Genomic DNA, 23,762 nt, shown 5'->3' with positions numbered 1-23,762 from the left:
AGCGCTCTTTAACGCAGCAACAACACCTCTCCCTGCACTTGCTCCACTCTGCCATTTGGCAGCCTTACCTCTAGCATCCAGACGTAAACGCCAGCCGGGGCGCTTTCGCCCCTGACCTGCCCGTCCCAAAAGAGGCGCCCGTCTTCCAAAGGCAGATTGCTGCGCTCAAAAACCAGACTGCCCCAGCGGCCAAACACCCGGAACTGTGCCGCCTCAATGCCCGGACGTGCTGGCAGGGGCCCAAAGGTATCGTTGCGGCCGTCTCCATTAGGTGAAAAAGCATTGGGCAGGTAGTATGCGGACGATGGCAGGACAGTTACTTGCACCTCATCCATCGCCGTGCAGCCCAGGCTATCTGTGGCTAACAGCTGGTACACTTGGGTAGCCATCAGCTCTACATCGGTGGACAAACAAGTTGGGCAGCTTAATCCCTCTTCGGGGAGCCATTGCACCATTGCTGCGCTGCTGCTGCCCGACAGCGTGACCGGCTGCCCCGGCAACACTTCCTGATCTGCACCTGCGCTCACCACTACAGGCGGCGCAACAACCAGTTCAAGACAGGTAAGAGAATCACAGCCAGCCACCGTATTGTAAGTCATACAAACGCTTGTATCCTGCTCCCACACCTGCCCTTCCCAGCTAAATGTGCCGCCCGCACAAATGTCAGCCTGCAAACTGCTCCGGACTGTATCTGAGAAGTACAAATGCAGCTCATACAGCGAATCACATCCCTCAACACTGCTGTAAACCCCTTGCAGCAAGGTATCCGAAAGGACCGGCTCCCCTTCCCAAAAGAAAGGCTCCCCGGCGCAGCGGCGCAGGGTGTCGGTGACTGCTATCGGTGAATCAGGCTGTTCAATGATAGCTGCCGAAGAGAACGCACAGCCCGCCGCATCTGTGGCCGTAACGCTGTAAGTGCCCGCAGGCAGCCCGGTAACTGTTGCACCCAACCCAACAGGCTGCCAGTTGTACGCATACGGTGGCAAGCCGCCGGAGGGCACCGCCTCCAGCACACCGGTGCTGTCCCCAAAGCAGACAACATCCGTAGTTTCCAGCAGCAAGCCCGAGAAATCCGAATAAGCGATTGTTATCGTATCCGAACCGGTGCAGCCTTCGCTGTTACTGGCTTGCAGGGCATAATCTCCTGCCTGTGCCACCGTGAAGGACAAACCCGTGCTGCCATCCTGCCACTGTTCCACCTGAAGGCCCGCCGGGGCTTCCAGCACCAAGGTATCGCCCTGGCATAGGGCCGTGTCTGCGCCCAGGCTGAACACCGGCGGGGGAAGCAGGCTGACCGTAGCCACAGCGGTATCACCGGGGCAGCCAGGCGCACCAGACTGAATGTAAAAATAAGCGCCCGGCGCATCTGCTTCCGGGTCGAAACTGCCACTGCCGGGCTGCCATTGCCCACCGGGAGCCGGGCTGCCGCCGAGCTGAGCAAACAAGTCTACCGGGGCACTGCCCGGACAGAGGGCCACCGTTACATCTTCTCCCGCTGATGGCGGATATGGGAAAATGGGAAGGTACGCCAGGGCTGTATCGCTCGCATTGCCTGCCGCATAAGCAACCACTCTGATTTCCCGGGTGCCCTCCGGAGGCAGGCCCGGGCCTCCGTAGGTGTACTGGGCTGCACCCAGCGCGGCCTCCCAGGCAGGCAATGAAGGCCGGCCTTGTTGGGGCAGGAAGCGCAGCTGAGCACTGCCACTGCCAAGCACTACAATGCTATCAGTGCCAGTACCTGCCAATTGCTCATCTATGCCGCCCGGGCCTGACAGCGTAACCCGGATAGAATCTATAAACCCAATCTCGGAGAGCAGCTCCAGGCTTGGCGGCAGGATGGGCTGTGGGGCACCCGTACAAGCCGTGTCGGCCTGATAGGCGCTACCTGGGGATGCACCACCTATTGGGTTAACTTCCAGCGCGCAGGGCGGGGGGAGGGATTCTTCAAGGGCGAAAAGACTGATAATTCGAAAATCTACACTACAAACGAATTCAAGAGTTTGTGTTTCAAAGTTAACTTCTAGAATTTCGTCTGTTTGCTGTAATACCGCATCAGTCACAAAAGTACGGCTATTCTGGCAGTCCACGGACACCGTACCCAGACCATTGGAAAAAGGCTCTAAAATTGGGTGAGGGAAAAGCAATTGGCTATTGGACAAATCATTGGTATCTAACTGATAAAATCCATCTTTCCAAGTACTAGCCACCAGATGTCCGTTAATCACAGTTAATCCGGAAGCCGCAGCAATAGGGTCTACCTCTCCGAAACTGGGGTTCAGTATTTCTTGCTCCCCGGTAATTAGGTTATATTTCCCCAAAGCAACCCCAGGTGAATAAAACACAGCAAACAAGGTCTCTCCAATGACTTCTAAGCCAAAAACTACAGCACCAAACTCTCCTGGTATTACTCCAAAATCTGTAACATAGGATAATATTCCGGTCTCCAAATCCACCTGATATATCGTATCTGCTATTGCAGTGTAAAGGTTCGTATCCCGGTCAAAGGTGCAATTGCCAATCGGGCGTTCCGGCTCTATGACATGTGCAGTATCACAGGTTGACAAATCAATAATTCCAATATAACTGTTCAGTGAATCATCGTCTGAGCCTGCTGAAAAATACAACTCCTGAGCCGAAACGGAAAGTGAAACTAGGGCAAAGCCAAGCAGCAATAGAAGTTTAGAATGCGCCATGGGATTAGAATTTGGGAATAGGAAGAAAGCTCAGCTCTCCATAAAGAGAAAGCCGAGCCATGTTTTGATTTTAGAAACAGAACTACTTACGGATGAGCTTACCGGAAGTCGTAGCAGAAGGGGTCTCCACCCGGTAGAAATAGACGCCGGGCTGCCAATTGTGGGCTATGATCTGATGCTCTACTAAAGGCTGAAGCTGCTGCTGATGGATCAACTGCCCTACAGCGTTAAATACGCGGAGTTGACCTACTTCCACTGTCCCACTGATTGTAAATTGCGCTCCAAATGGATTAGGGAAAACCGCAACTTTTGAGTGCTGTTGCGGGGATATTGACCAACTGCGCTTATTCCCGTCCGGGTAAATATTCGCACCGTTCAATAGCGAAAAGACTTCAGCTATGGTTGAGAAAGGCTGCTTCACTTTCGCCCTTACGGTCAATTGGTCGCCCTTTCCAAGTTCCAGGAATTGCTGTTCTAGTGGAAGCCAGATGCCATGAAAGTGCCCGGTCTGAGCATTCACGGCATATCCCTCTTCCTGTAACCTGAAACCTCCTTCCCCACGGATTTCCAGTATTTCAAGGTGCTCGGGAGAAAGGATAAACTCAAGCCCAATTAACCATAGCTGTTGGTACGCTTCCTCCGGTGATAATCGAAGCTCGATTATTCCGCCTTCCGATAGATCCCCTCTTATTTCTGATTTCAAGCCGGCTAGCGGAACGCTGTTTGCGGAACTATTGGTAGTGATGCATTGATTGCAGGATACCTTTACATCTCCTGTTTTAACCGCAATAAAATTGATGTTTGACACGCCTGACAACGGGACATCAGCCACAGTTGCCGTCTCTGTAATTAAGCTTAAGGCGTTTTCATTTAAGCTGCCGCCATTTAAAACGCCAGCATTAACTATCCGCCAAGATTGAAAGCCTTCCGGGTAAACATCAAACAGAATTGCCCTTCTCATCCCAATTTGGTCAAGGAGGCTTATAGAGTTGCTTAAGTTGAAATCAGCCGAAACAACCGACCATGGGCTGGTAAAAGGAGCGACACCCAAATTATAGCCTGATACCAGTGCAATATCCAGATCATCTAAGCCACAATCAGGCTCAGATAGGTTAAACCCAGGGCTCACCAGATAATCTCCTCCGCCAACAACAATACCAGAAAAATCTCCAGCAGCATCCGTTTGAGTATAAACAGGCGTAAAATCTGGCATATTGGTGCTTGAAATAACAACCGTAGCATTTGCTATACTATGATTAATGGCCCCCATGCAGTTCTGGAGCGACGTTATAGTCCCGGAAAGCACAGCCCCCTCGTTAAAGATACAAGAAGCACTAGAACTTGATATGGTATAGGGGTTATCTATTCCTATTGAATCTTCAGTTGCCAACGTTATCATCACTAAAGAATCGATTTCTGCTGTAACAGTATCCCCCAATTGCCCAAAAAACTCAAAGGCAAAAAGTGTCAGGCTTGTATCGGGCATGGACGGCAATTGAAAGTTAGTAGCAGCAGAGGTGCTCAGCCTGCTTATTGTAATTGAATTTATTGATGTAACCTCCAAATCATAGTCATCTGCCTCAAGCGCATTGCCTAACGTGGCATTGAGATTGCTCCCATTAGGGGAAATAGAAACTGTAATTTTTAAATGTTCCAAAGCGCCCGTTGGGGGGTTGGACATGCTCACCTCGTAAGTATTGCAATCGCTTCCCGTTGGAATCAGAGCAAGGTCAGGAATTGTATCTACCTGAGCGGGTACCATAATACCAGTGAAGAAAAAAGCAGAAAAGAGAAAAGCGTATTTTTTCATGTTTTAGTTTTCTTTCATACCACAGGAAGGCTTCCGAAGTATAGGGATTCAAGTAAATAGGTTGAAATAGAACGCTGGTTTACGACACTGTAAAGTTAGCAAATGCCCGAACATTGCCGAAGCAGAAACCCCCTTTTTAACAGTAACTTTTGTCAACTTTTGCCCTGGCAGACGCTCGATTGATTCCAAGTGCTTCTCTCCCCTCCCATGCCAACTAAAACTGCCAATTCTGCTCCTACTCCCGCCAAAAGACCTGCCACTCCCCTGCCATTTCTGCAATATTGTCAGGAAAACCGTTTTGGCACGTCCTGTGATAGGACATAGATGAGCCTGTGGGCTCGCTATATCATTGTTTAACAAAACGGATTCTAAAGATTATGAAGCCCATCAATGACAGAGTTGTGGTCAAGCCCGCCCAGGCAGAAGAAAAGACACAGGGCGGCATCATTATTCCTGATACAGCCAAGGAAAAGCCACAGCGTGGCGAAGTGGTTGCAGTAGGTCCAGGCAAGGACGGCAACGCAATGACCGTTAAGGCTGGCGATATCGTACTTTACGGTAAGTATGCAGGCCAGGAGCTGCAGTATCAGGGCCAGGATTACCTGATCATGCGCGAAGACGACATCCTTGTCATCCTGGAAGGCAACGAATAAGCCTTTCCGCTCTTACATCCCAATCCTAACCTTTTTAACAAAACAAAAAAATCAAGCTTACAATGGCTAAAGAAATTAGCTTTGATAGAAATGCCCGGGAAGGACTGCGCAAAGGCGTAGACGCTCTGGCCAATGCAGTAAAAGTAACCCTCGGCCCTAAAGGCCGTAATGTGGTCATCCAAAAAAGCTTCGGCGCACCTCAGGTAACGAAGGACGGTGTGACGGTAGCCAAAGAAATTGAACTGGAAGACGCCGTACAGAACATGGGCGCTCAGATGGTCAAGGAAGTCGCGTCTAAGACAGCAGATATCGCTGGTGATGGTACGACTACGGCTACCATTCTGGCTCAGGCTATGGTGGCTGCCGGCCTGAAGAACGTAACCGCAGGTGCCAACCCGATGGACCTAAAGCGTGGCATCGATGCTGCGACTAAGGCCGTGATTGCCAACCTCAAGGAGCAGTCTGAGGTAGTAGGCGACGACTTCGAGAAAGTGAAGCAGGTGGGTTCCATCTCTGCCAACAACGACGAGGAAATTGGTACACTGATCGCTGACGCGATGAAGCGTGTATCCAAGGACGGTGTCATCACTGTGGAAGAAGCCAAAGGTACAGACACCTACGTAGACGAAGTACTGGGTATGCAGTTCGACCGCGGCTACCTGTCTCCTTACTTCGTAACCGACACCGAGAATATGGTGACGGAGTATGAAAACCCATACATCCTGATCCACGATAAGAAAATCTCCAACATGCAGGACATCGTACCTGTACTGGAGCAAGTGGTGCAGGCTGGCCGCCCGCTGCTGATCATCGCAGAGGACATTGAGAGCCAGGCACTGGGCGTACTCGTTGTGAACCGCCTGCGCGCACAGCTGAAGGTTGTTGCCGTGAAAGCGCCAGGTTTTGGCGACCGCCGCAAAGCCATGCTGGAAGACATTGCCATCCTGACCGGTGGCACCGTGATCAGCGAAGAGAAAGGCTACAAGCTCGAGAATGTGGGCATGGAGCATCTGGGCTCTGCTGAGAAGATCACCGTGGACAAAGACAACACCACTATCGTAAACGGTAGCGGTGACGAGAGCCAGATTCAGGCACGTATCAATCAGATCAAGCAGCAAATCGAAGCCACCACTTCCGACTACGACCGGGAGAAGCTGCAGGAGCGCCTTGCCAAACTGTCAGGCGGTGTAGCTGTACTGTACGTAGGTGCTGCCACTGAAGTGGAAATGAAAGAGAAGAAGGACCGTGTGGATGATGCCCTGCACGCGACCCGTGCGGCCGTGGAAGAAGGTATCGTTGCCGGTGGTGGCGTGGCACTCGTTCGTGCGATCGCTGCAATCGAAAACATGAAGGGCGCCAACGAGGACGAGACCATTGGTATCCAAATCGTTCGCAAAGCTCTGGAAGCACCACTGCGCACTATCGCGGACAACGCAGGTATGGAAGGCTCTGTGATCTTCCAGCGGGTGAAGGAAGGCGAAGGCAGCTTCGGCTACAATGCCCGCACTGATGTCTTCGAAGACCTGAAGCAAGCCGGTGTGATCGACCCGACTAAGGTGACACGCATCGCGCTGGAGAACGCCGCTTCTATTTCAGGCATGCTGTTGACTACCGAGTGTGTGATCAGCGACAAGCCAGAGCCGGAAGGCGCTGGTGCAGGTATGCCAGGTGGTATGCCAGGTGGTATGCCGGGCATGATGTAATCATGAATCCGTAAAAGTAACGCTCGCAGCTCCTGATTTTTGCTGCAGCGGATACAACATAAGCCTTCTTGCCTCCCTTATAGGTAAGAAGGCTTTTCTTTTCACAGTCCTTAAAAAACAACAACGATGCTACGTTACCTATTACCCGTTTTTATACTGGCGCTGTCCCTGAGCAGCTGTGTGGGCTATCAAAAATACGAAGCAGCCCTGGCCGACCGCGACAAACTACAGACCAACTACAACGATCTCGAACAGCAGCTGGAAACCGCTCAGTCTCAAAACAAAACCCTGCGGGAGCAAAAAACCAACCTGGAGAAGGACGTGGCCGAAACCCGTCAAGACCTCCGTACCCTCCAAAACCGCTACAATCAGCTTGACAAAGCCAATGAAGACCTGCTCAAACGCTACGACCGCATGCTGGAGCAGAATGAAAAAATGCTGGAATCCTCCTCTGACGAACGCCAGAACCTGATGGCGCAGCTGACGCTCAAAGAACAGGAACTCGACCGGCGGGAACGCCAACTGCGGGAACTGGAATCCGAAATCAAGCAGCGGGAAACCGAAACGGAGGCCTTGCGCAAAAGCCTGGTGGAACGCGAAGCCCGCGTCAATGAGCTCGAATCGGCTATTACCGAAAAAGACGAAAAGCTGAAAGCCCTGCGCGAGCGCATCAATCAGGCCCTCCTTGGCTTTTCGGATACCGACCTGACCGTGCGGGAACAAAACGGCAAAGTCTACGTCTCCCTGAGCCAGAATCTACTCTTCCCGTCCGGCAGCAAAACCATCAACAGCGCGGGCAAAGATGCCATTCAGAAAGTAGCGGAAGTGCTCAAAAACAACCCGGATATTGCCATCACGGTAGAAGGCCATACCGATACCGATGGAGACGCCGCCTTCAATTGGGACCTGAGCGTGGGCCGGGCCACTTCAGTCGTCAAGGTACTCACGGCCGATGGACTGGACCCCGCGCGCATCACCGCCGCCGGGCGTGGGGAGTTCTACCCCGTTGCCTCCAATGATACAGCCAAAGGCAAAGCCCAAAACCGGCGAACGGAAATTATTCTGACGCCGAAGCTGGAGGCGTTGTATGAACTAATTGGAGAGTGAGGTTTTAATTGCCGGGTAATTTTAGAAGGCTTACCCGGCAATTATTTGTTGCAGATACCAAACAGATTTTCTAACTTAAGAGTCAAAATCAAATAATCATTCATCCATGACGCTCACCAGGGATATCACCCTATCACTTCCTGAACAGGAAGGGCTGCAAATCAGTCTGACTGATCCTATGTCCGTTACTGATTTCGAGCAGTTTTGTGCAGCAAATCCGGATATTCGTGCGGAGCGCTCTGCGGATGGGAAAGTCTGGATTATGGCTCCAGTGAACTTAGAATCGGGCTATTACGAGGGTGAAGTCTTGGGAGAACTACGCAATTATTGCCTTCGCACCCGCAACGGGAAAGCGTTCAGCCCCTCGACTGGATTCCAGTTGCCCGATGGCTCCACCCGGGCAGCAGATGCTTCATGGGTATCAAATGAACGGCTCAGCCAGCTGACACAGGCACAACGACAAACTTTTCCACCAATAGTCCCCGCTTTCGTTATTGAAATCCGGTCTAAAACCGATGCCCGTTCTGCTTTGGAGCAAAAAATGCAGGAAACCTGGATTGCCAACGGCGTACAACTCGCTTGGCTAATCGACCCTCAGGCACAGCAGGTGGTCGTTTACAGCCCGGAAAGAACGCCCCTTATTATTGATGGATTTGATCAAACTATAGATGCCTCACCTATTCTGCCGGACTTTGAGTTTGACTTACGCCTGTTGATCTTCTAAAGCGGAAAAACCTCCCCCGCCATTTCCACCGACTTCCCGAAACGGTCAATATCCACCCCTGTATCTGCGCCAATATCACGGAAGTAGTACACCATGTTTTCGGTAGGCATATTACCCGTCAGGTCATCCTTGGCCATGGGGCAGCCGCCGTAACCGCGAATGGCACCGTCAAAACGCCGGCAGCCGTGCTCATAGGCCGTGGCGACTTTCTCTTTCCAGGCCGTGGGGGTGGTGTGGAAATGCGCCCCGAATTCAATATCCGGGTAATGGGGCGTAATATTGCTGAACAGGTAACGGATGCTCTCCGGGCTGGCCACGCCAATGGTATCCGAAAGCTGTAAAATGCGGATGCCCATATCCACAAGGCGGTCGGTCCACTGCTCGACAATCTCCACATTCCAGGGGTCGCCGTAGGGATTGCCGAAGCCCATGGAAATGTAGACCACAAGCTCCTTACTGCTGGCGGTGCAGATATCCTGGATTTGTGCCACCCGCTCGATAGACTCTTCTATAGTGGCGTTGGTATTTCGAAGCTGAAAGGTTTCTGAGATGGAGAACGGGTAGCCCAGGTAATCGATTTGTTCAAATTGGGCAGCATCATTCGCGCCCCGGCGGTTAGCCACGATAGCCAGGAGTTTGGTCTTCGTCTTTGAGAGGTCGAGCTGACCGAGCACCTCCGCCGTATCCCGCATTTGGGGAATGGCTTTGGGCGATACAAAACTGCCGAAGTCCAGGGTATCAAACCCCACTTGCAGCAGCTGATTGAGGTACGCTGCTTTGGTTTCGGTAGGAATAAAAGGCTTGATGCCCTGCATAGCATCCCGGGGGCATTCTATAATTTTGACCATGGACAGGTTTTGGTTAGGGTGTGCGCTAAGAGATGCTATGTTTGCATCTCGAAAACTGTTCTGATCCAAAAACGTTAACGCTAATATAAGCACTAAAAACATGAATAAGAACAAGGCGATTTACACATTGGTTGGCTTCATTATTGCCGGGCTTGGCTTTTCTTCTATCATCCTCAGCCTTGTGGGCGCCAAGCTCTCCTTTCTGGTTTGGATTGATGATTTTGGCGCACTGAGCGGCTTTGTCATCAAGCTACTGATGATCATCAGCGGTATTGTAATGATTTACCTCGCACGTACCGATTTCAGCGGAGAGGAGCCGGTTTAGCCCCCCTGCCCTTCCGGCTCAATCGCGTAACGCGCCTGCGCTTTTTCCTGCGCCACGGCCTCTACCGTACGGTCCGACACTTTGGCCTCCAGCCAGGAAATGATATCCAGGTACAGGAATGGGCGGCGCTCGTAGGGGTCTGACTCGTGCTTCAGCAGGCGGTCACGCAGATTGCTAAACTCCTCCTTCAGGTCTTCCTCCATAATCCGGGGCACCCGGCGGATGAAGCGGAAAATCTCCTTCTGTACGGCGTGCAGCTCCTCCATTTTTGATAGAAAACGATACACCGACTTCACCTGATACTCCACCAGCTGAGCATTGCCCAGTTCGTAGTGGGCGATAAGATTGAGAATGCGCGCAAAGCACTGTATGTCGGCCCGGTAGTCCGGGTTCTTCTGATTGATGATCAGGTTGAGGTAATCAATAGCTTTATCATTGTCGCCACTACCAAAGTACAGGCAGGCAATCCGGTAGTAGAAGACCATCTCCCGGCGTTCATCCCAGTTGTAGCGGTCCTCTTCGATGGCTTTCATCAGGTCAGGCACCAACTCCAGCCCCTTGCTGAAGGTACCGGTCAGGAAATGCTGCTTAATGGAATGGATGTAGTGGTAGAGGTAATAAAGCCCTTCTATATTCTTGCTCTGACTGAGCCCATATTTATCTTTGAAGGCCCGGAGCTCCTTCAATGCCTCTCCAAAGCGATTGTACTGAAGGGTGTTAAACAGGGAATTGAGCAGGTTGTGCAGCCCTTTGAGGTAGAGCGGCGCATAAATCGAGCGATAATCCGGGTGCTCAGTAAATAAATCCACCCACTTTTGCGCATAGCGGTAGCAAAGCGCAAACTCCTGCGTCATGTGATAATACCAGACGTGTGACTGGCAGAAGTAAAGCTTCCCGAAGAAATCCAGCTCCTGATAATCCGCTTTAGGCAGGTTGGACTGGAAAAACTCCCGCACGTAGAAATAGTCTTTTTCATTGCGCACATAGCCCACCTTGAGGTAAAGCCCATACAGCTGCAGGGAGAGATTGGAAAACTGATTCGTATGGTTGAGACGCTCGGAGAGTTGCAGGGCCTCGGCGGTCAATGCTTCTGCCCGGCCCTCGATACTCCGGGTAATGTACTGGCCTTCAATCAGCTTCTCGAACTCCACGATCTCCATTGCCAGTGTCATGAGGCGGCACTCATAGGCGCGCTCCTTGGCTTTCGCCAGCATGTCAAGCGCCTGCCGGTACAGCCCTTTATCGTACAGCACCCGCGCGTAGTCCACCATTTCCCGCAGTTGGATATCCTCGTTGTGGTTGGCATTGAGCAGGCGAAGGCTGACCAGCAACTGCTTGTACAAATGTGCTTTCAGGTTAGACAACTGCCGCTTCTTGATGGCCGGTATTTTTTTCAGGATCTGCGACTCATCATAAGCCTTATACTTATCCATAAAGTCGAAAAGCTTCAGAAAAAGGATATCATCCGAAGCCTGATTGCGGCGGACAAACAGCCGAAAGTGCCGCTTTTCAGCACGGGTCAGGGATTTGATAAGGGCGAGCAGGTCATCAGTCTTCTGCTTGGGCATTGTAATTTGTTCTTATCTAATTCACTATGTATCAACAACTTGAAAGCTGTAACCATCCATTCCCGCATAGTAGTAGCAAGCGATTCTGGTTTTAGGAGCCGTACGGAAGCTCCCATATTTGCCGTTCGGCTAAAGCAATCGGTCAATGAGGCTTGGCTTTGCCAAATTAAACCGAAGTAAGCAAAAATACACTTTTGCACCCAAAAAAATGGATTATGACTGACAACCAGGTATTCATATTTGATACAACGCTCCGCGATGGAGAACAGGTACCGGGCTGTAAGCTCAACATGGACCAGAAGGTGGAAATCGCCCGGCAGCTCGAAAAGCTGGGCGTTGACATTATAGAGGCCGGCTTCCCCGTTTCCTCACCTGGTGATTTCCAGGCGGTGCAGGAAGTGTGCCGGGCGGTTACGGAGCCTACAGTCTGCGGCTTGTCACGAGCAGTGGAAAATGACATCAAAACAGCGGCCGAAGCCCTGCAATACGCCAAACGCCCAAGGATACATACCGGTATTGGCACTTCTGATTCGCACATCAAATACAAGCTGCGCAGCACGCAGGAGGATATTCTGGAGCGGGCAGTAGCAGCGGTTAAATACGCGAAGTCTTTTGTGGAGGACGTGGAATTCTACGCCGAAGATGCCGGCCGTACAGATAATGAATACCTCGCCCGTGTGCTGGAAGCTGTTATCAAAGCAGGGGCCACCACCCTCAACATCCCGGATACCACCGGCTACTGCCTCCCGGAGGAGTATGGCGCTAAAATCCGCTACCTGCGCGAAAATGTAAAGGGTATAGAAAAAGCCATCCTTTCCACCCACTGCCATAACGATCTGGGGCTGGCCACAGCCAACTCCATTGCCGGTGTGCAAAACGGGGCACGCCAAATCGAATGCACTATTAATGGTATTGGTGAACGGGCAGGCAATACGTCACTGGAAGAGACCGTAATGATTCTGAAGCAGCGCCCGGACCTGCCCTACTTCAGCAATATTAACTCCAAACTCATCTATTCCACGAGCCGCCTCGTGAGCGAGCGTATGGGCATGCCCGTACAGCCCAATAAAGCCATCGTTGGCGCCAACGCCTTTGCCCACTCTTCCGGTATCCATCAGGATGGAGTGATCAAACGGCGGGATACGTACGAGATCATCGACCCCCTTGAAGTCGGTGTTGACCATTCCAAAATTGTGCTCACGGCACGCTCCGGCCGGGCGGCAATCGCCTACCGCGCCAAGAATATCGGCCATAACCTGACCAAAGATGAATTGGACATCGTTTACGCTGAGTTCCTGATCGTGGCAGATACTATGAAAGAAGTAGACGATGCTGCGCTGGAGCAAATCATTGTCAGAAAAACAGAACACGTAGCTCAAACCGCTTAACCAATGGGCAAAACCTTATTCGATAAAATCTGGGATAACCACCTCGTCTCTCAGGTAGGTGAGGATACACAGGTCCTCTACATCGACCGCCACTTCATACACGAGGTGACGAGCCCGCAGGCGTTTGCGGGTTTGGAAAAACGGGGCATTCCGGTCTTCCGCCCACAGCAAACCGTGGCTACGGCAGACCACAACGTGCCCACCAAAGATCAGCACCTGCCCATCCGGGAGGAACTGTCCCGCTTTCAGGTGGATAAACTGACGGAGAACTGCGAAAAGTTTGGTGTGGAACTCTACGGCCTGGGGCACCCCTATCAGGGCATTGTGCACGTCATCGGGCCGGAGCTCGGCATCACCCAACCCGGCATGACTATCGTTTGCGGCGACAGCCACACCTCCACCCACGGGGCCTTTGGCTGTATTGCATTTGGGATTGGCACGAGTCAGGTGGAACAAACCTTAGCTACTCAGTGCGTCCTGCAGCGCAAGCCTAAGCGGATGCGCATCAGCGTGGACGGGGAATTGCAGCCCGGCGTGACGGCTAAAGATATTATCCTCTACATCATCGCCCAGCTGACCGCAAGTGGCGGCACCGGGCACTTTGTGGAGTATGCAGGCTCGGCTATCCGCGCCCTGAGCATGGAAGGCCGAATGACCATCTGCAATATGAGCATAGAGATGGGCGCCCGGGGCGGCATGATTGCACCGGACGACACCACTTTCGAGTACATCAAAGGGCGGGAATTTGCGCCCAAGGGAGCTGATTTCGATGCAGCGGTGGAGCGTTGGTCTCAACTTTACACGGATGAGGATGCGACCTTTGATCAAGAATATCACTTCAAGGCAGAGGATATTGAGCCGATGATCACCTACGGTACCAACCCGGGCATGGGCATTGGCATTAGTCAGGCGGTACCCGAAGTGCCCGCCGGCAACGTCACCTTTGAGAACTCCCTGAAGTACATGGGACTACAAGGCGGGCAGGCCATGAAGGGTCAGAAAATCAACCACGTCTTCATCGGCAGCTGCACCAATTCCCGGATTGAGGACCTGCGTGCGGTGGCTGCTTTTGTAAAAGGCAGGAAGAAAGCCGACCACGTGAACGTGATGGTGGTGCCCGGTTCCAAACAGGTAGAAGCTCAGGCGAAAGCGGAAGGGCTGCACGACATCCTCACCGCTGCCGGTTTTGATTTCCGGGAGCCCGGTTGTTCGGCCTGCCTGGGCATGAACGAAGACAAGGTGCCTGCCGGCGAATACTGCGTGTCCACCTCCAACCGCAATTTCGAAGGGCGGCAGGGGCCCGGCGCCCGCACCATTCTGGCCAGCCCGCTCATGGCGGCAGCTACGGCCATTTACGGCGAACTGGTGGATGTCCGCGAATTGCTCAATCAGAATTAGACCCAAACAGACATGGAAAAATTCCAAACCTTACATAGCAGCGCTGTACCCCTGCCCATTGAGGAAGTGGACACCGATCAGATCATTCCCGCCCGCTTCCTGAAAGCGACGACCCGGGAAGGCTTTGGCGATAATCTCTTCCGCGACTGGCGCTATCAGAACGACGATACGCCCAAGCCTGATTTTGTGCTCAACAATCCGGCCTACGATGGTACAATTCTGGTGGCCGGGCGCAACTTCGGTTGTGGCTCAAGCCGGGAGCATGCAGCCTGGGCCTTGTACGACTACGGTTTCCGGGCGGTGGTTTCCAGCTTTTTTGCGGACATCTTCCGGGGCAATGCACTAAATAATGGCCTGCTGCCGGTACAGGTGAGCGAAGACTTCCTGCACGATATCTTCTCTGCCATTGAGCAAGACCCGCAGGCGACCTTCACCATCGACCTGGAGCAGCAGCAATTTACCATTGATGCCACAGGGCAGTCCACCGATTTCGAAATCGATGCCTACAAAAAGCACTGCCTGCTGAACGGGCAGGACGACATCGACTTTCTGCTCAGCATTAAAGACAAAATTGAAACCTATGAGCAACAGCGACAGGCTGCTGCCGTATAAGTTTTACACTCAAATCGTTAAAGACCATGAACTTATCCAACGCACCCAAGACAAAAATCGCCCTCCTGCCTGGTGACGGCATCGGTCCGGAGGTCACCGAACAAGCCATCAAAGTGATGGATGCGGTAGCCGAGCGTTTCGATCAGCATTTTGAATACTGCCATGCCGACGTCGGGGCCATTGCCATCGACCGCCACGGCAGCCCGCTGCCGGAGGAGACGCTGGAAGCCTGCCTCAATGCCGATGCCGTGTTCTTCGGTGCCATCGGCCACCCAAAATATGATAATGACCCTTCCGCCAAGGTACGCCCGGAACAGGGGCTGCTGCAACTGCGGAAGTCGCTGGGGCTGTACGCCAATATCCGCCCGGTAACCACCTATGAAAAGCTCCTGCACCTCTCCCCTTTACGGGAAGACCGCATCAAGGGCACCGATATGGTGATTTTCCGGGAGCTCACAGGCGGCATTTACTTCGGAGAGAAAAACACTGCCGAGGACGGGCAGTCGGCCTATGATACCTGTTCCTATCAGGTAGACGAGATCGACCGCATCACCCGCCTGGCCTTTGAGCAGGCGATGCTGCGCCGCCAGAAAGTCACACTGGTGGACAAGGCCAATGTACTCGAAACCTCCCGATTGTGGCGGCGGGCCGTGCAGGCGATTGCCCCCGAATACCCGGAAGTGGAGCTGGACTTCATGTTTGTGGACAATGCTGCCATGCAGCTGATTCAGTACCCCAGTCAGTTTGATGTCATCCTGACCAGCAATATGTTTGGGGACATCCTCAGTGATGAGGCCAGCGTTTTGGCAGGATCTATGGGCCTGTTACCCTCGGCTTCGGTGGGCGTGCACACTTCCATGTTTGAGCCCATTCACGGTTCCTTCCCGCAGGCCGCAGGGCAGGACATTGCCAACCCCATGGCGGCTATTCTTTCTGCTGCGATGCTGGTAGAGTCTCTCGGTATGAACGAGGCTGCAAAGAGCATACGCACCACCGTACAGTACGTATTGGAAAAAGGCATTGGCACACCCGAGCTTAAACCGAATATTGTTTATGGTTGCAGTAAGATTGGCGACCTCATCGCCCACCTCGTGGCGGACCCGGAGGAGGAAATCCTGGTGCGGGAGGACAAGGCGAATCAGCAAATGTCAACGATCATTTAAGACTTAACGATTTGAGATTTCCCGGAGGAGCCTGCCCGTTGGGTAGGCTCGTCTTTTTTTGGGGACGCCGTTAATTCATCGCCTCCCGGTATTTCGCCCGGAAAGCAGAAGGCGAAAGCCCTTTGACTGCTTTTTACAACCTGCCGGATCCAGATAGAAAGCCCGGCCTGCTGGTGTAGAGCTTAATCCAGGACCATTCCAGGAGCCCTGCCCCAGCTTATACCTAGAAAGAACCTGCCGGATTCCGGTAAAGACTGGGAAAAGCTCCCCGATAGGATGCCTGGGCTTGCTGGTGTAGAGCTTAAACCAAGGCCTACCCAAGAGCTCTGCTCCAGCTTTTCCCATGGAAGAACCTGCCTGAGAGCCAAAAGGAGGCTACACTGTAACCACTTCATAACCGCCTATTTCAGCCTGAAAACTTCGCGACCTTCGCGACCTCAACCTCTGCGTTCTTTGCGTGCACTCCATTCTTCCCCTTTGTATATCCACCGCGAGTTCGTAATTTCCCGCCACACCAAAACAGCGCACGATTGAGTACCGCACCCATCGAGATATTGCAGCAATACTGGGGGTACGACCGCTTCCGCCCCCTGCAGGAAGACATCATACAGTCGGTCCTTGATGGGAAAGATACGCTGGCCCTGCTACCCACCGGTGGGGGCAAGTCCATCTGCTTTCAGGTGCCCGCGCTGGCACGGGAAGGCATCTGCATTGTGGTCTCCCCCCTCATCGCGCTGATGAAAGATCAGGTAGAAAACCTGCGCAAGCGGGGCATTTTGGCGGAAGCCATCTACTCCGGCATGCGCAAAAGCGATATTGACCGCATCCTGGACAACTGCATCTATGGCAAGACCAAGTTCCTCTATCTCTCCCCCGAACGCCTGACCACCGAGCTCGCCCGGGTGCGCATCAGCCGTATGCCCGTCAATCTGCTGGCGGTGGATGAAGCGCACTGTATCTCGCAGTGGGGGTACGATTTCCGGCCGCCCTATCTGGATATTGCCAGCATCCGGGAACTCTTGCCGGAAAAAGTGCCTGTCCTTGCCCTCACCGCCACCGCTACCCCGGAAGTCGTGCGCGACATTCAGGAAAAGCTGGAATTCCCGGAGCCCAACGTCTTGCAAAAGAGCTTCAGCCGCTCCAATCTGTCCTACTCCGTCCTCTACGAAGAAGGCAAAGACCAGAAGCTGGTCGATATTTTCAAGCGGGTAAAAGGCTCGGGCATTGTGTACGTACGCAACCGCCGGAAGACCAAGGAGGCAGCTATGCTCCTGCGCCGCCACGGCATCTCAGCCGACTACTACCACGCCGGGCTGACGAGCGAAGAGCGGAGCCAAAAGCAGGAGGCCTGGATGAGCGGGAAGTGCCGGGTTATGGCCTGCACCAACGCCTTTGGCATGGGCATCGACAAACCGGATGTGCGGGCGGTTGCCCACCTGGAACTCCCGGACAGCCTGGAGGCCTACTTTCAGGAGGCAGGCCGGGCCGGGCGGGATGGAGAAAAAGCCTACGCCGTCCTGCTCTACCAATCGCAGGACGGGCAGCGGCTGCTTAAACAGTTTGAGCAGGCTTTTCCCCCACTGGAGGAAGTGCGGCGGGTCTACCGGGCGCTTGGCAGCTATTTTCAATTGGCGGTAGGCAGCGGAGAGGGGGAAAGCTTCGACTTTGACATCGTGACGTTTACTCAGAACTTTCAGCTCAATATTTTCACCACCTACAGTGCCCTGCGCATTCTGGAGCAGTCAGGCTGGATTGCCCTGACAGAAGCCGTCTTTATTCCTTCCCGCCTTCAGATTATTGTAGGCAAGGAGGTCTTGTACGACTATCAGTTGCGGCACTCGAAGCTGGATAAGCTTCTCAAGGTTATCCTCCGTACCTATCAGGGCGCCTTTCAGTACCCCATCAAACTGCGGGAGGGGCAACTGGCCAACTTTCTCAATATCACCCGCGATCAGCTTCAGCAAATGCTCCGCAAGCTGCATCAGGATGAGATCGTGGACTATCAGGAGCAAAAGGACATGCCGCAGATCCTCTTTCTAAAGGAGCGGGTAGATGCCGACAACCTCCTCATCGACCATCAATTGCATAATTTTCGCAAAAACCGGCAGTACGAGCGCATTCAACAGGCCATCACCTACGCCGAGACGCCCGTCTGCCGCTCCCGTCAACTGCTCGCCTACTTTGGGGAAACCGACAGTGAGAAGTGCGGCATCTGCGATGTCTGCACCGGCCGTACCAAAGCCGAGCTCAGCACCGAAGATTACGAAAAGTACAAAGCCAAAATTGAGCAACTGCTGAGGCGCGAGCCCCTGAGCCTGAAAGCCCTGATGGAATCTTTCCCGCCCCGGCGCGAAGAGCAGGTGCTCAAAGCATTGGAATACCTTCTGGACGAAGGCTTTATTGACCAAACCGAAGACCGACTGCATTGGAACGCCTGATTTGCACCGTCACCAACGACCTGACCTACGATCAGCGTATGATCCGGATCTGTACGAGCCTGAGCCGGGCGGGGTATGCGGTGACGCTTGTGGGGCGGCAGCGGCCGGGCTCGGTGCCGCTTACGGAGCGCCCGTTTGAGCAAGTGCGGCTGCGGTGCCGTTTTGATGCCGGCAAGCTGTTTTACCTGGAGTACAACCTCCGGCTTTGGTGGTGGCTGGCATGGCAGCGCTTCGATGCCGCGTGCGCGGTGGATTTGGATACCATCTTGCCGGCCTTTTTCTGGTGCCGCCTGAAGGGCAAGCCCTGTGTGTACGATGCGCATGAATACTTTACAGAAGTGCCTGAGGTGGTACGCCGACCGATGGTGCAGCGGATTTGGTCGGCGGTGGCCCGCCTGACGATCCCGCGCCTGCGCTATGCCTACACCGTGGGACCTGAGCTGGCCCGTATTTTTGAGGAACGCTATGGCACGCCCTTTGCAGTAGTCCGCAATGTACCCTTCGCCCGGGCGGAATTCCCGGACGCGCCTAAACCTCATCCCCGCATTATCCTTTACCAAGGTGCGCTAAACGAAGGCCGGGGGCTGGAGACCGCCATCGCCGCCATGCAGCAGGTGGACAATGCCGTCCTCTGGCTGGCCGGAGAAGGCGACCGTTCGCAGGCGCTCAGAGAGCAGGTGCAGGCACTTGGGCTGGAGGACAAGGTGCGCTTTCTGGGTTATCTGCAACCGGAGGAACTGCGCGGCATCACGCCCAAAGCCTACATCGGGCTCAATCTGCTGGAAAACCGGGGGCTGAGCTACTACTACTCCCTCGCCAATAAAGCGTTTGATTATCTGCAGGCAGGCGTGCCCGCCATCCACATGGCGTTCCCGGAATACGAGGCGCTGCATCGGGCGCACCCTGGCTTTTTGCTGCTCGACAAGCTGGAACCTGCCGCACTCTCCAATACCCTTAACCGGATATTACAGGACGAGGTGTTGTACAATCAGCTCCGGGAAGCCTGCAGGACCGCTGCAGTGGAATTGACCTGGGAACGGGAGGAGGAGCGGTTGCTGAAGGTTTACAGGTCAGCGGTGAGAAGCGATTTTTAAGCCCTTTGATATCCCACGTTGACCACCTTTTTTTGCTCTTCTTTCCTTTTTTCTTCGTCGGTCCTGATTTCCTGTTCTACTTCTTTTTGAACGACTTTCCACCACATGATCGCAGGTATCAAGTCCCCGGAATGAGCTTCCAGGCGGTAGGCAATGGATAAACTTAACCGCTCTTTACCGTTTAGTATCCTACTCAACCGAGCGACATGAAGCCCTATGTCTGCGGCTAATTCTTGTTGCTTCTTGTCCGTTGCTTTCAAATATTCCTTTAAAAAATAGATGGTTGTTTTATTTTGATCAAACTGGGCCTGGTCAATGTATTCCTTCATCTGGTATTTTATCCGCAGTATACCCGAAAGTACGCGCTCTTCAGGTGTCCTGTTTGCCAATCTCTTTAACCTGTCTTCTTTCAGTTGCCGTTCCGCTTCTTCTTCCTCTTCGGCATTAAGATCAGGAGGAAACACAAAAGCCTCTGCCAGTTCTTCTTTGGTATACTCGCTTAAGAGTTTTTCATACAGGCTTTTGTAGTATTCTTTTTGTTTATCTTCCATTATTTAGATATTCATTAATTAAACGCTCAGCATCTGCCAGTTCAACAAACAAGTTTTTTCCTAATTGCCGGAAGCCGTATTTGGACACATAATGTCCGATTAACTCTGTTTTTGGCCGCAAAGAAACGTATCCTTCATAATCCCTCTTGAAGGACTGTTCAGAAGCAAATGCAAGAAGACAACCAGCCAGGTGATCGTATCTTTTCTTCCTTCCCACGTCTCTGCGGTTCACTTCAATCAAACAAATGCGGATTCTAAACTCTCCCGGAATGTCTTTAAATGAAATTAAGCCGAGTATCTCTTCATCTGAATCCAATCTGATTTTATAGGTTTCATGGCGCTTTTCGAGGGTCCAGTCAAATTGGAATGCATTGTTTTTCTCGATATTTGCCCAATCTTTTCCTTCTACTGGTTCTACTCTTGCCCCAATGAGCTCTCCAGGTGATTTATGACGCACTTTCATCACTTAAAAATAAAAAAGTTAACATAAAAAGTCAATTTTATTGATAATTCCTATTGATATCTTTCTGAAGATAGCTCAAACCAGTTGCCTTCATCTGGTATTCTTGTAGGTTATCAACCTACATTTAGTTCTGTTTCAATTAATTATGGAGTTCTGCGTAGACGGCCGCATCGCTCTCCTAAACAACATCAAAACCCAACTATTAATTACAAAGAGCAGCATAAACATAAAAACCTATAAATCCCATAGATTTTATTTTATTTTTTATCCCTGACAATGAGCCGATTAGACGGTTGACCTCAAAAAACACTGGCATCGTACCAAAATTTTACATAGATTTGCATTCAACAATCTCTTCTAAGAGGAAAGCCCTCTGTTTGGAAGCGATTTTATGAAGAAGGGTGGAGAGATCGGGCTCTGTGAAACCCTGGCAACCGCACGAAAGTGAAAGGTGCCAATTCCCGCCAAAAAATGTTGCCTCTGGCAGCGATTGGAAAAATAAAATCAGAGTATCCAATGTCTTCATTTCACGTTTCCACATTACTACCTGCTACTGTACCGAACCTTACACCTGTGCACCCTTTGATGCGCTGTTGTATGTGTTGTTGTTGATCCTGTATCCCTATACAGGATGAACCGCTGCTGCTGTGCTGCCTTCCGGGCAGTCCCGGCTGGCTTTATCTGTTTGTTTTCAAACATTACCATTACGCTATAAAATTTGCATTAGCCATGTCAGACTATCGTTATGAAACGCTTCAGCTTCACGCTGGGCAGGAAGAAGTAGAAGGTACCACCCGCTCCCGCGCAGTACCGATTTATCAGACCACGTCCTATACGTTCAAAGACTCTGAGCACGGAGCCAATTTATTTGCGCTCAAGGAGTTTGGCAATATCTATTCCCGCATTATGAACCCTACGGTGGATGTCCTGGAGAAGCGCATCGCAGCGCTCGAAGGTGGCGTGGCTGCGGTTGCGGTAGCCTCCGGGCAGGCCGCTCAATTCATCGCCTTGTCTAACATTCTGGAGACCGGCGACAACCTCGTTTCCAGCGCCAACCTCTACGGCGGCACCTACAATCAATTCAAGGTCAACTTCAAGCGCCTGGGAATTGAGGCCCGCTTTGTAGCCGACGAATCGCCGGAAGCTTACGAAAAGCTCATCGATGAGAATACCAAGGCCCTGTACGTGGAGGCGATTGGCAACCCCAGCTTCAATGTGCCGGACTTTGAGGGCATCGCGGCAGTAGCGAAGAAGTATGACATCCCACTCGTGGTGGACAATACCTTTGGCGCTTGTGGGTACGTCTTCCGGCCTCTCGACCACGGCGCAAACATCGTGGTACAGTCAGCGACCAAGTGGATTGGCGGGCACGGCACAAGCATTGGCGGGGTGATCGTAGACGGCGGCAACTACAACTGGAGCAACGGCAAATACCCGCAGTTTTCTGAGCCGAGCGAAGGCTACCACGGACTGGTATTTGGTGATGTATTCGGAGCCGATGGGCCTTTCGGCAATATCGCTTTTGCCATTCGGGCACGGGTGGAAGGACTACGCGACTATGGCCCGGCACTTAGCCCGTTCAATGCCTTCTTGTTGCTGCAGGGCCTGGAGACGCTGAGCCTGCGGGTACAGCGTACGGTAGACAACGCTCTGGAGCTGGCCCAATGGCTGGAAAAACACCCTAAGGTGGACCATGTCAACTACGCTGGACTGGAGAGCAGCCCTTCACATGCTAATGCAAAAAAGTACCTGCAACATGGCTTCGGCGGTGTCCTTTCCTTCACCATCAAAGGCAGCAAGGAGAATGCAACAAAGTTTGTGGACAGCCTGCAACTGGTCAGCCACCTGGCCAATGTGGGTGATGCCAAGACCCTCATTATTCAGCCCTCTGCCACGACGCACCAACAGCTGAGCGAGGAAGCACAGCTCGCAGCTGGCGTACTGCCCAACTTGCTGCGCGTTTCAGTTGGCATTGAGCACATTGACGACATCCGGGGCGATTTCGAGCAGGCTTTCGCCAAAATCGAAGCAGGCGACCCGGTGCTGGCATAATTTATTTTGGGGGCCGTGTGCCCCCACCTCTTTTTTCCTGATGCAAAACAACACGACCTTGAACTACCTGACCATCGCGGAACCACTGAAACTGGAAAACGGCGCCCAATTAGAGGACGTCCAAGTCGGCTATACAACCTACGGTACGCTTTCGAAAAAAAAGGACAACGTCATCTGGGTCTTCCATGCCCTCACGGCTAATGCGGCGGTAGAGGAATGGTGGCCGGGCCTGTTTGGCTCGGGCAAGCTGCTCGACCCCGACCGTTACTTTATCGTATGTGCCAATATGCTGGGCTCCTGCTACGGCTCTACCAATGCCCGCAGCATCAACCCGGCAACCGGCGCACCTTACGGCAAAGACTTCCCTCATCTGACCGTCCGGGATATGGTCAAAGCCCATCAGCATTTGCAGAAGCATCTGGGCATCAGCCGGATTCAGTTTGGCATAGGCGGCTCAATGGGCGGGCAGCAGTTGCTGGAATGGGCAGTATCCGACCCTGATCTATTTCGTAGCATCTGTGTGCTGGCTACCAACGCGAAGCATTCCCCCTGGGGCATTGCCTTCAATGAGGCCCAACGCATGGCGATCGAGGCAGACCCCACGCTTTATACGGATGCGGAAAATGCCGGCGCGGCTGGTTTGGCAGCGGCACGGGCGGTAGCCATGCTTTCCTACCGTAATTACCGGACCTATCAGAATTCCCAGGAAGAGGACAGCGATGAAGTCCGCAATGGCTTCAAAGCCGCTTCCTACCAACGCTATCAGGGACAGAAACTGGTGGACCGCTTTGATGTACTGTCTTACCTGACCCTTAGCCGGGCGATGGACAGCCATAACCTGGGACGTGGGCGGGGTGGGATTGAAAAGGCACTGGAGCGCATCAACGCCAAAGCGCTGGTCATTGGCATCCACTCCGATGTCTTATTCCCGGTCGAAGAGCAGGCGACGCTGGCCATGCATATACCACAGGCACAGCTCGAGCTCATCGACAGCACCTACGGCCACGATGGTTTTCTCATTGAATTTGCCGAAATCGGCCGCCTGGCTCAACCCTTCCTGGAAGGAACCGTTGCTATTGATAGAAAACGGAAATACCGCCTGCGGGAGCAATCCAAAAACGGCTTCGGCTTCCGCCCGGTGGAGGCGCTGCCGGGAACAGAGAGATTATGAC

19 protein-coding genes and 1 riboswitch are annotated in these 23,762 nt (G+C 52.8%); of the genes, 13 read left to right on the top strand and 6 right to left on the bottom strand.

Annotated features, from left to right (window positions below):
* Positions 1–8: 8 nt before the first annotated feature.
* Together ACO08I_RS23265 and ACO08I_RS23260 are read right to left on the bottom strand one after the other, a co-directional pair.
* Entirely contained in the window at positions 9–2,693 is a 2,685-nt protein-coding gene (locus ACO08I_RS23265) for a gliding motility-associated C-terminal domain-containing protein (RefSeq protein WP_421947268.1), read from the bottom strand.
* A gap of 82 nt (positions 2,694–2,775) precedes the next feature.
* The gene (locus tag ACO08I_RS23260) at positions 2,776–4,503 is read right to left on the bottom strand and encodes a T9SS type A sorting domain-containing protein (protein WP_421947267.1); all 1,728 of its coding nucleotides are present in this window, start codon (positions 4,501–4,503) and stop codon (positions 2,776–2,778) included.
* Positions 4,504–4,880: 377 nt separating this feature from the next.
* Between ACO08I_RS23260 and ACO08I_RS23255 the strand changes: the two genes are divergently transcribed.
* The 4 genes from ACO08I_RS23255 (at position 4,881) to ACO08I_RS23240 (ending at position 8,690) form a co-directional block, all read left to right on the top strand.
* Positions 4,881–5,156, top strand: coding sequence for a co-chaperone GroES (locus ACO08I_RS23255; protein ID WP_044215854.1), 276 nt, complete (start codon positions 4,881–4,883; stop codon positions 5,154–5,156).
* 62 nt (positions 5,157–5,218) lie between these two features.
* Positions 5,219–6,859, top strand: a complete 1,641-nt coding sequence (groL, locus tag ACO08I_RS23250; RefSeq protein WP_421947266.1) for a chaperonin GroEL — start codon at positions 5,219–5,221, stop codon at positions 6,857–6,859.
* Positions 6,860–6,985: 126 nt separating this feature from the next.
* Positions 6,986–7,966, top strand: a complete 981-nt coding sequence (locus ACO08I_RS23245; protein WP_421947265.1) for an OmpA family protein — start codon at positions 6,986–6,988, stop codon at positions 7,964–7,966.
* 106 nt (positions 7,967–8,072) lie between these two features.
* Positions 8,073–8,690 (top strand): Uma2 family endonuclease, encoded by a 618-nt coding sequence (locus ACO08I_RS23240; RefSeq protein WP_421947264.1) that lies wholly within the window; start codon positions 8,073–8,075, stop codon positions 8,688–8,690.
* Here ACO08I_RS23240 and ACO08I_RS23235 read toward each other — a convergent pair.
* Positions 8,687–9,538 (bottom strand): hydroxymethylglutaryl-CoA lyase, encoded by an 852-nt coding sequence (locus ACO08I_RS23235; protein ID WP_421947263.1) that lies wholly within the window; start codon positions 9,536–9,538, stop codon positions 8,687–8,689. The genes ACO08I_RS23240 and ACO08I_RS23235 overlap by 4 nt on opposite strands.
* A gap of 100 nt (positions 9,539–9,638) precedes the next feature.
* Here ACO08I_RS23235 and ACO08I_RS23230 point away from each other — a divergent pair, with 100 nt between their 5' ends.
* Positions 9,639–9,863: a hypothetical protein gene (locus ACO08I_RS23230; RefSeq protein WP_293570250.1), complete on the top strand. Its 225-nt coding sequence runs from the start codon at positions 9,639–9,641 to the stop codon at positions 9,861–9,863.
* Here the strand turns inward: ACO08I_RS23230 and ACO08I_RS23225 are convergent.
* Positions 9,860–11,431, bottom strand: a complete 1,572-nt coding sequence (locus tag ACO08I_RS23225; RefSeq protein WP_421947262.1) for a hypothetical protein — start codon at positions 11,429–11,431, stop codon at positions 9,860–9,862. The two genes, ACO08I_RS23230 and ACO08I_RS23225, sit on opposite strands and share 4 nt — an antisense overlap.
* Positions 11,432–11,646: 215 nt before the next feature.
* On the opposite strand from ACO08I_RS23225, the gene ACO08I_RS23220 reads away from it, so the two are divergent.
* The 6 genes from ACO08I_RS23220 (at position 11,647) to ACO08I_RS23195 (ending at position 19,524) form a co-directional block, all read left to right on the top strand.
* On the top strand, positions 11,647–12,819 hold the full coding sequence (locus tag ACO08I_RS23220) for a 2-isopropylmalate synthase (protein WP_421947261.1): 1,173 nt from the start codon (positions 11,647–11,649) through the stop codon (positions 12,817–12,819).
* 3 nt (positions 12,820–12,822) lie between these two features.
* Positions 12,823–14,217, top strand: coding sequence for a 3-isopropylmalate dehydratase large subunit (gene leuC / locus ACO08I_RS23215; protein WP_421947260.1), 1,395 nt, complete (start codon positions 12,823–12,825; stop codon positions 14,215–14,217).
* Positions 14,218–14,229: 12 nt separating this feature from the next.
* Complete coding sequence (leuD, locus tag ACO08I_RS23210) at positions 14,230–14,829, top strand: 3-isopropylmalate dehydratase small subunit (protein ID WP_421947259.1); 600 nt, start codon at positions 14,230–14,232, stop codon at positions 14,827–14,829.
* 26 nt (positions 14,830–14,855) lie between these two features.
* Entirely contained in the window at positions 14,856–15,992 is a 1,137-nt protein-coding gene (gene leuB / locus ACO08I_RS23205; protein WP_421947258.1) for a 3-isopropylmalate dehydrogenase, read from the top strand.
* Between the two features lie 530 nt (positions 15,993–16,522).
* The gene (locus ACO08I_RS23200; protein WP_421947257.1) at positions 16,523–18,430 is read left to right on the top strand and encodes a RecQ family ATP-dependent DNA helicase; all 1,908 of its coding nucleotides are present in this window, start codon (positions 16,523–16,525) and stop codon (positions 18,428–18,430) included.
* Entirely contained in the window at positions 18,418–19,524 is a 1,107-nt protein-coding gene (locus ACO08I_RS23195; protein WP_421947256.1) for a glycosyltransferase, read from the top strand. Before ACO08I_RS23200 ends, ACO08I_RS23195 begins: the two co-directional genes overlap by 13 nt.
* Here ACO08I_RS23195 and ACO08I_RS23190 read toward each other — a convergent pair.
* Entirely contained in the window at positions 19,521–20,075 is a 555-nt protein-coding gene (locus ACO08I_RS23190) for a helix-turn-helix transcriptional regulator (protein WP_044215871.1), read from the bottom strand. The genes ACO08I_RS23195 and ACO08I_RS23190 overlap by 4 nt on opposite strands.
* Complete coding sequence (locus tag ACO08I_RS23185) at positions 20,065–20,538, bottom strand: hypothetical protein (protein ID WP_421947255.1); 474 nt, start codon at positions 20,536–20,538, stop codon at positions 20,065–20,067. The genes ACO08I_RS23190 and ACO08I_RS23185 overlap by 11 nt, the downstream gene beginning before the upstream one ends.
* 386 nt (positions 20,539–20,924) lie before the next feature.
* Positions 20,925–21,043, top strand: a riboswitch (SAM riboswitch).
* A 224-nt stretch (positions 21,044–21,267) separates the two neighbouring features.
* On the opposite strand from ACO08I_RS23185, the gene ACO08I_RS23180 reads away from it, so the two are divergent.
* Together ACO08I_RS23180 and metX are read left to right on the top strand one after the other, a co-directional pair.
* Positions 21,268–22,590 (top strand): O-acetylhomoserine aminocarboxypropyltransferase/cysteine synthase family protein, encoded by a 1,323-nt coding sequence (locus ACO08I_RS23180; protein ID WP_421947254.1) that lies wholly within the window; start codon positions 21,268–21,270, stop codon positions 22,588–22,590.
* Positions 22,591–22,648: 58 nt separating this feature from the next.
* Positions 22,649–23,761 (top strand): homoserine O-acetyltransferase MetX, encoded by a 1,113-nt coding sequence (metX, locus tag ACO08I_RS23175; RefSeq protein ID WP_421947253.1) that lies wholly within the window; start codon positions 22,649–22,651, stop codon positions 23,759–23,761.
* Position 23,762 lies beyond the last annotated feature (1 nt).

Source organism: Phaeodactylibacter xiamenensis (assembly GCF_965229835.1).
GTDB lineage: Bacteria > Bacteroidota > Bacteroidia > Chitinophagales > Saprospiraceae > Phaeodactylibacter > Phaeodactylibacter xiamenensis.
Note: the sequence above shows the minus strand (reverse complement) of the source record. Positions and strands in the feature narration are given on the sequence as shown.

Excerpts from the sequence above, each read along its gene's own strand:
- ACO08I_RS23265 (WP_421947268.1), bottom strand. The coding sequence starts at position 2,693 with ATGGCGCATTCTAAACTTCTATTGCTGCTTGGCTTTGCCCTAGTTTCA.
- ACO08I_RS23260 (WP_421947267.1), bottom strand. The coding sequence starts at position 4,503 with ATGAAAAAATACGCTTTTCTCTTTTCTGCTTTTTTCTTCACTGGTATT.
- ACO08I_RS23255 (WP_044215854.1), top strand. The coding sequence starts at position 4,881 with ATGAAGCCCATCAATGACAGAGTTGTGGTCAAGCCCGCCCAGGCAGAA.
- groL (WP_421947266.1), top strand. The coding sequence starts at position 5,219 with ATGGCTAAAGAAATTAGCTTTGATAGAAATGCCCGGGAAGGACTGCGC.
- ACO08I_RS23245 (WP_421947265.1), top strand. The coding sequence starts at position 6,986 with ATGCTACGTTACCTATTACCCGTTTTTATACTGGCGCTGTCCCTGAGC.
- ACO08I_RS23240 (WP_421947264.1), top strand. The coding sequence starts at position 8,073 with ATGACGCTCACCAGGGATATCACCCTATCACTTCCTGAACAGGAAGGG.
- ACO08I_RS23235 (WP_421947263.1), bottom strand. The coding sequence starts at position 9,538 with ATGGTCAAAATTATAGAATGCCCCCGGGATGCTATGCAGGGCATCAAG.
- ACO08I_RS23230 (WP_293570250.1), top strand. The coding sequence starts at position 9,639 with ATGAATAAGAACAAGGCGATTTACACATTGGTTGGCTTCATTATTGCC.
- ACO08I_RS23225 (WP_421947262.1), bottom strand. The coding sequence starts at position 11,431 with ATGCCCAAGCAGAAGACTGATGACCTGCTCGCCCTTATCAAATCCCTG.
- ACO08I_RS23220 (WP_421947261.1), top strand. The coding sequence starts at position 11,647 with ATGACTGACAACCAGGTATTCATATTTGATACAACGCTCCGCGATGGA.
- leuC (WP_421947260.1), top strand. The coding sequence starts at position 12,823 with ATGGGCAAAACCTTATTCGATAAAATCTGGGATAACCACCTCGTCTCT.
- leuD (WP_421947259.1), top strand. The coding sequence starts at position 14,230 with ATGGAAAAATTCCAAACCTTACATAGCAGCGCTGTACCCCTGCCCATT.
- leuB (WP_421947258.1), top strand. The coding sequence starts at position 14,856 with ATGAACTTATCCAACGCACCCAAGACAAAAATCGCCCTCCTGCCTGGT.
- ACO08I_RS23190 (WP_044215871.1), bottom strand. The coding sequence starts at position 20,075 with ATGGAAGATAAACAAAAAGAATACTACAAAAGCCTGTATGAAAAACTC.
- ACO08I_RS23185 (WP_421947255.1), bottom strand. The coding sequence starts at position 20,538 with ATGAAAGTGCGTCATAAATCACCTGGAGAGCTCATTGGGGCAAGAGTA.
- ACO08I_RS23180 (WP_421947254.1), top strand. The coding sequence starts at position 21,268 with ATGTCAGACTATCGTTATGAAACGCTTCAGCTTCACGCTGGGCAGGAA.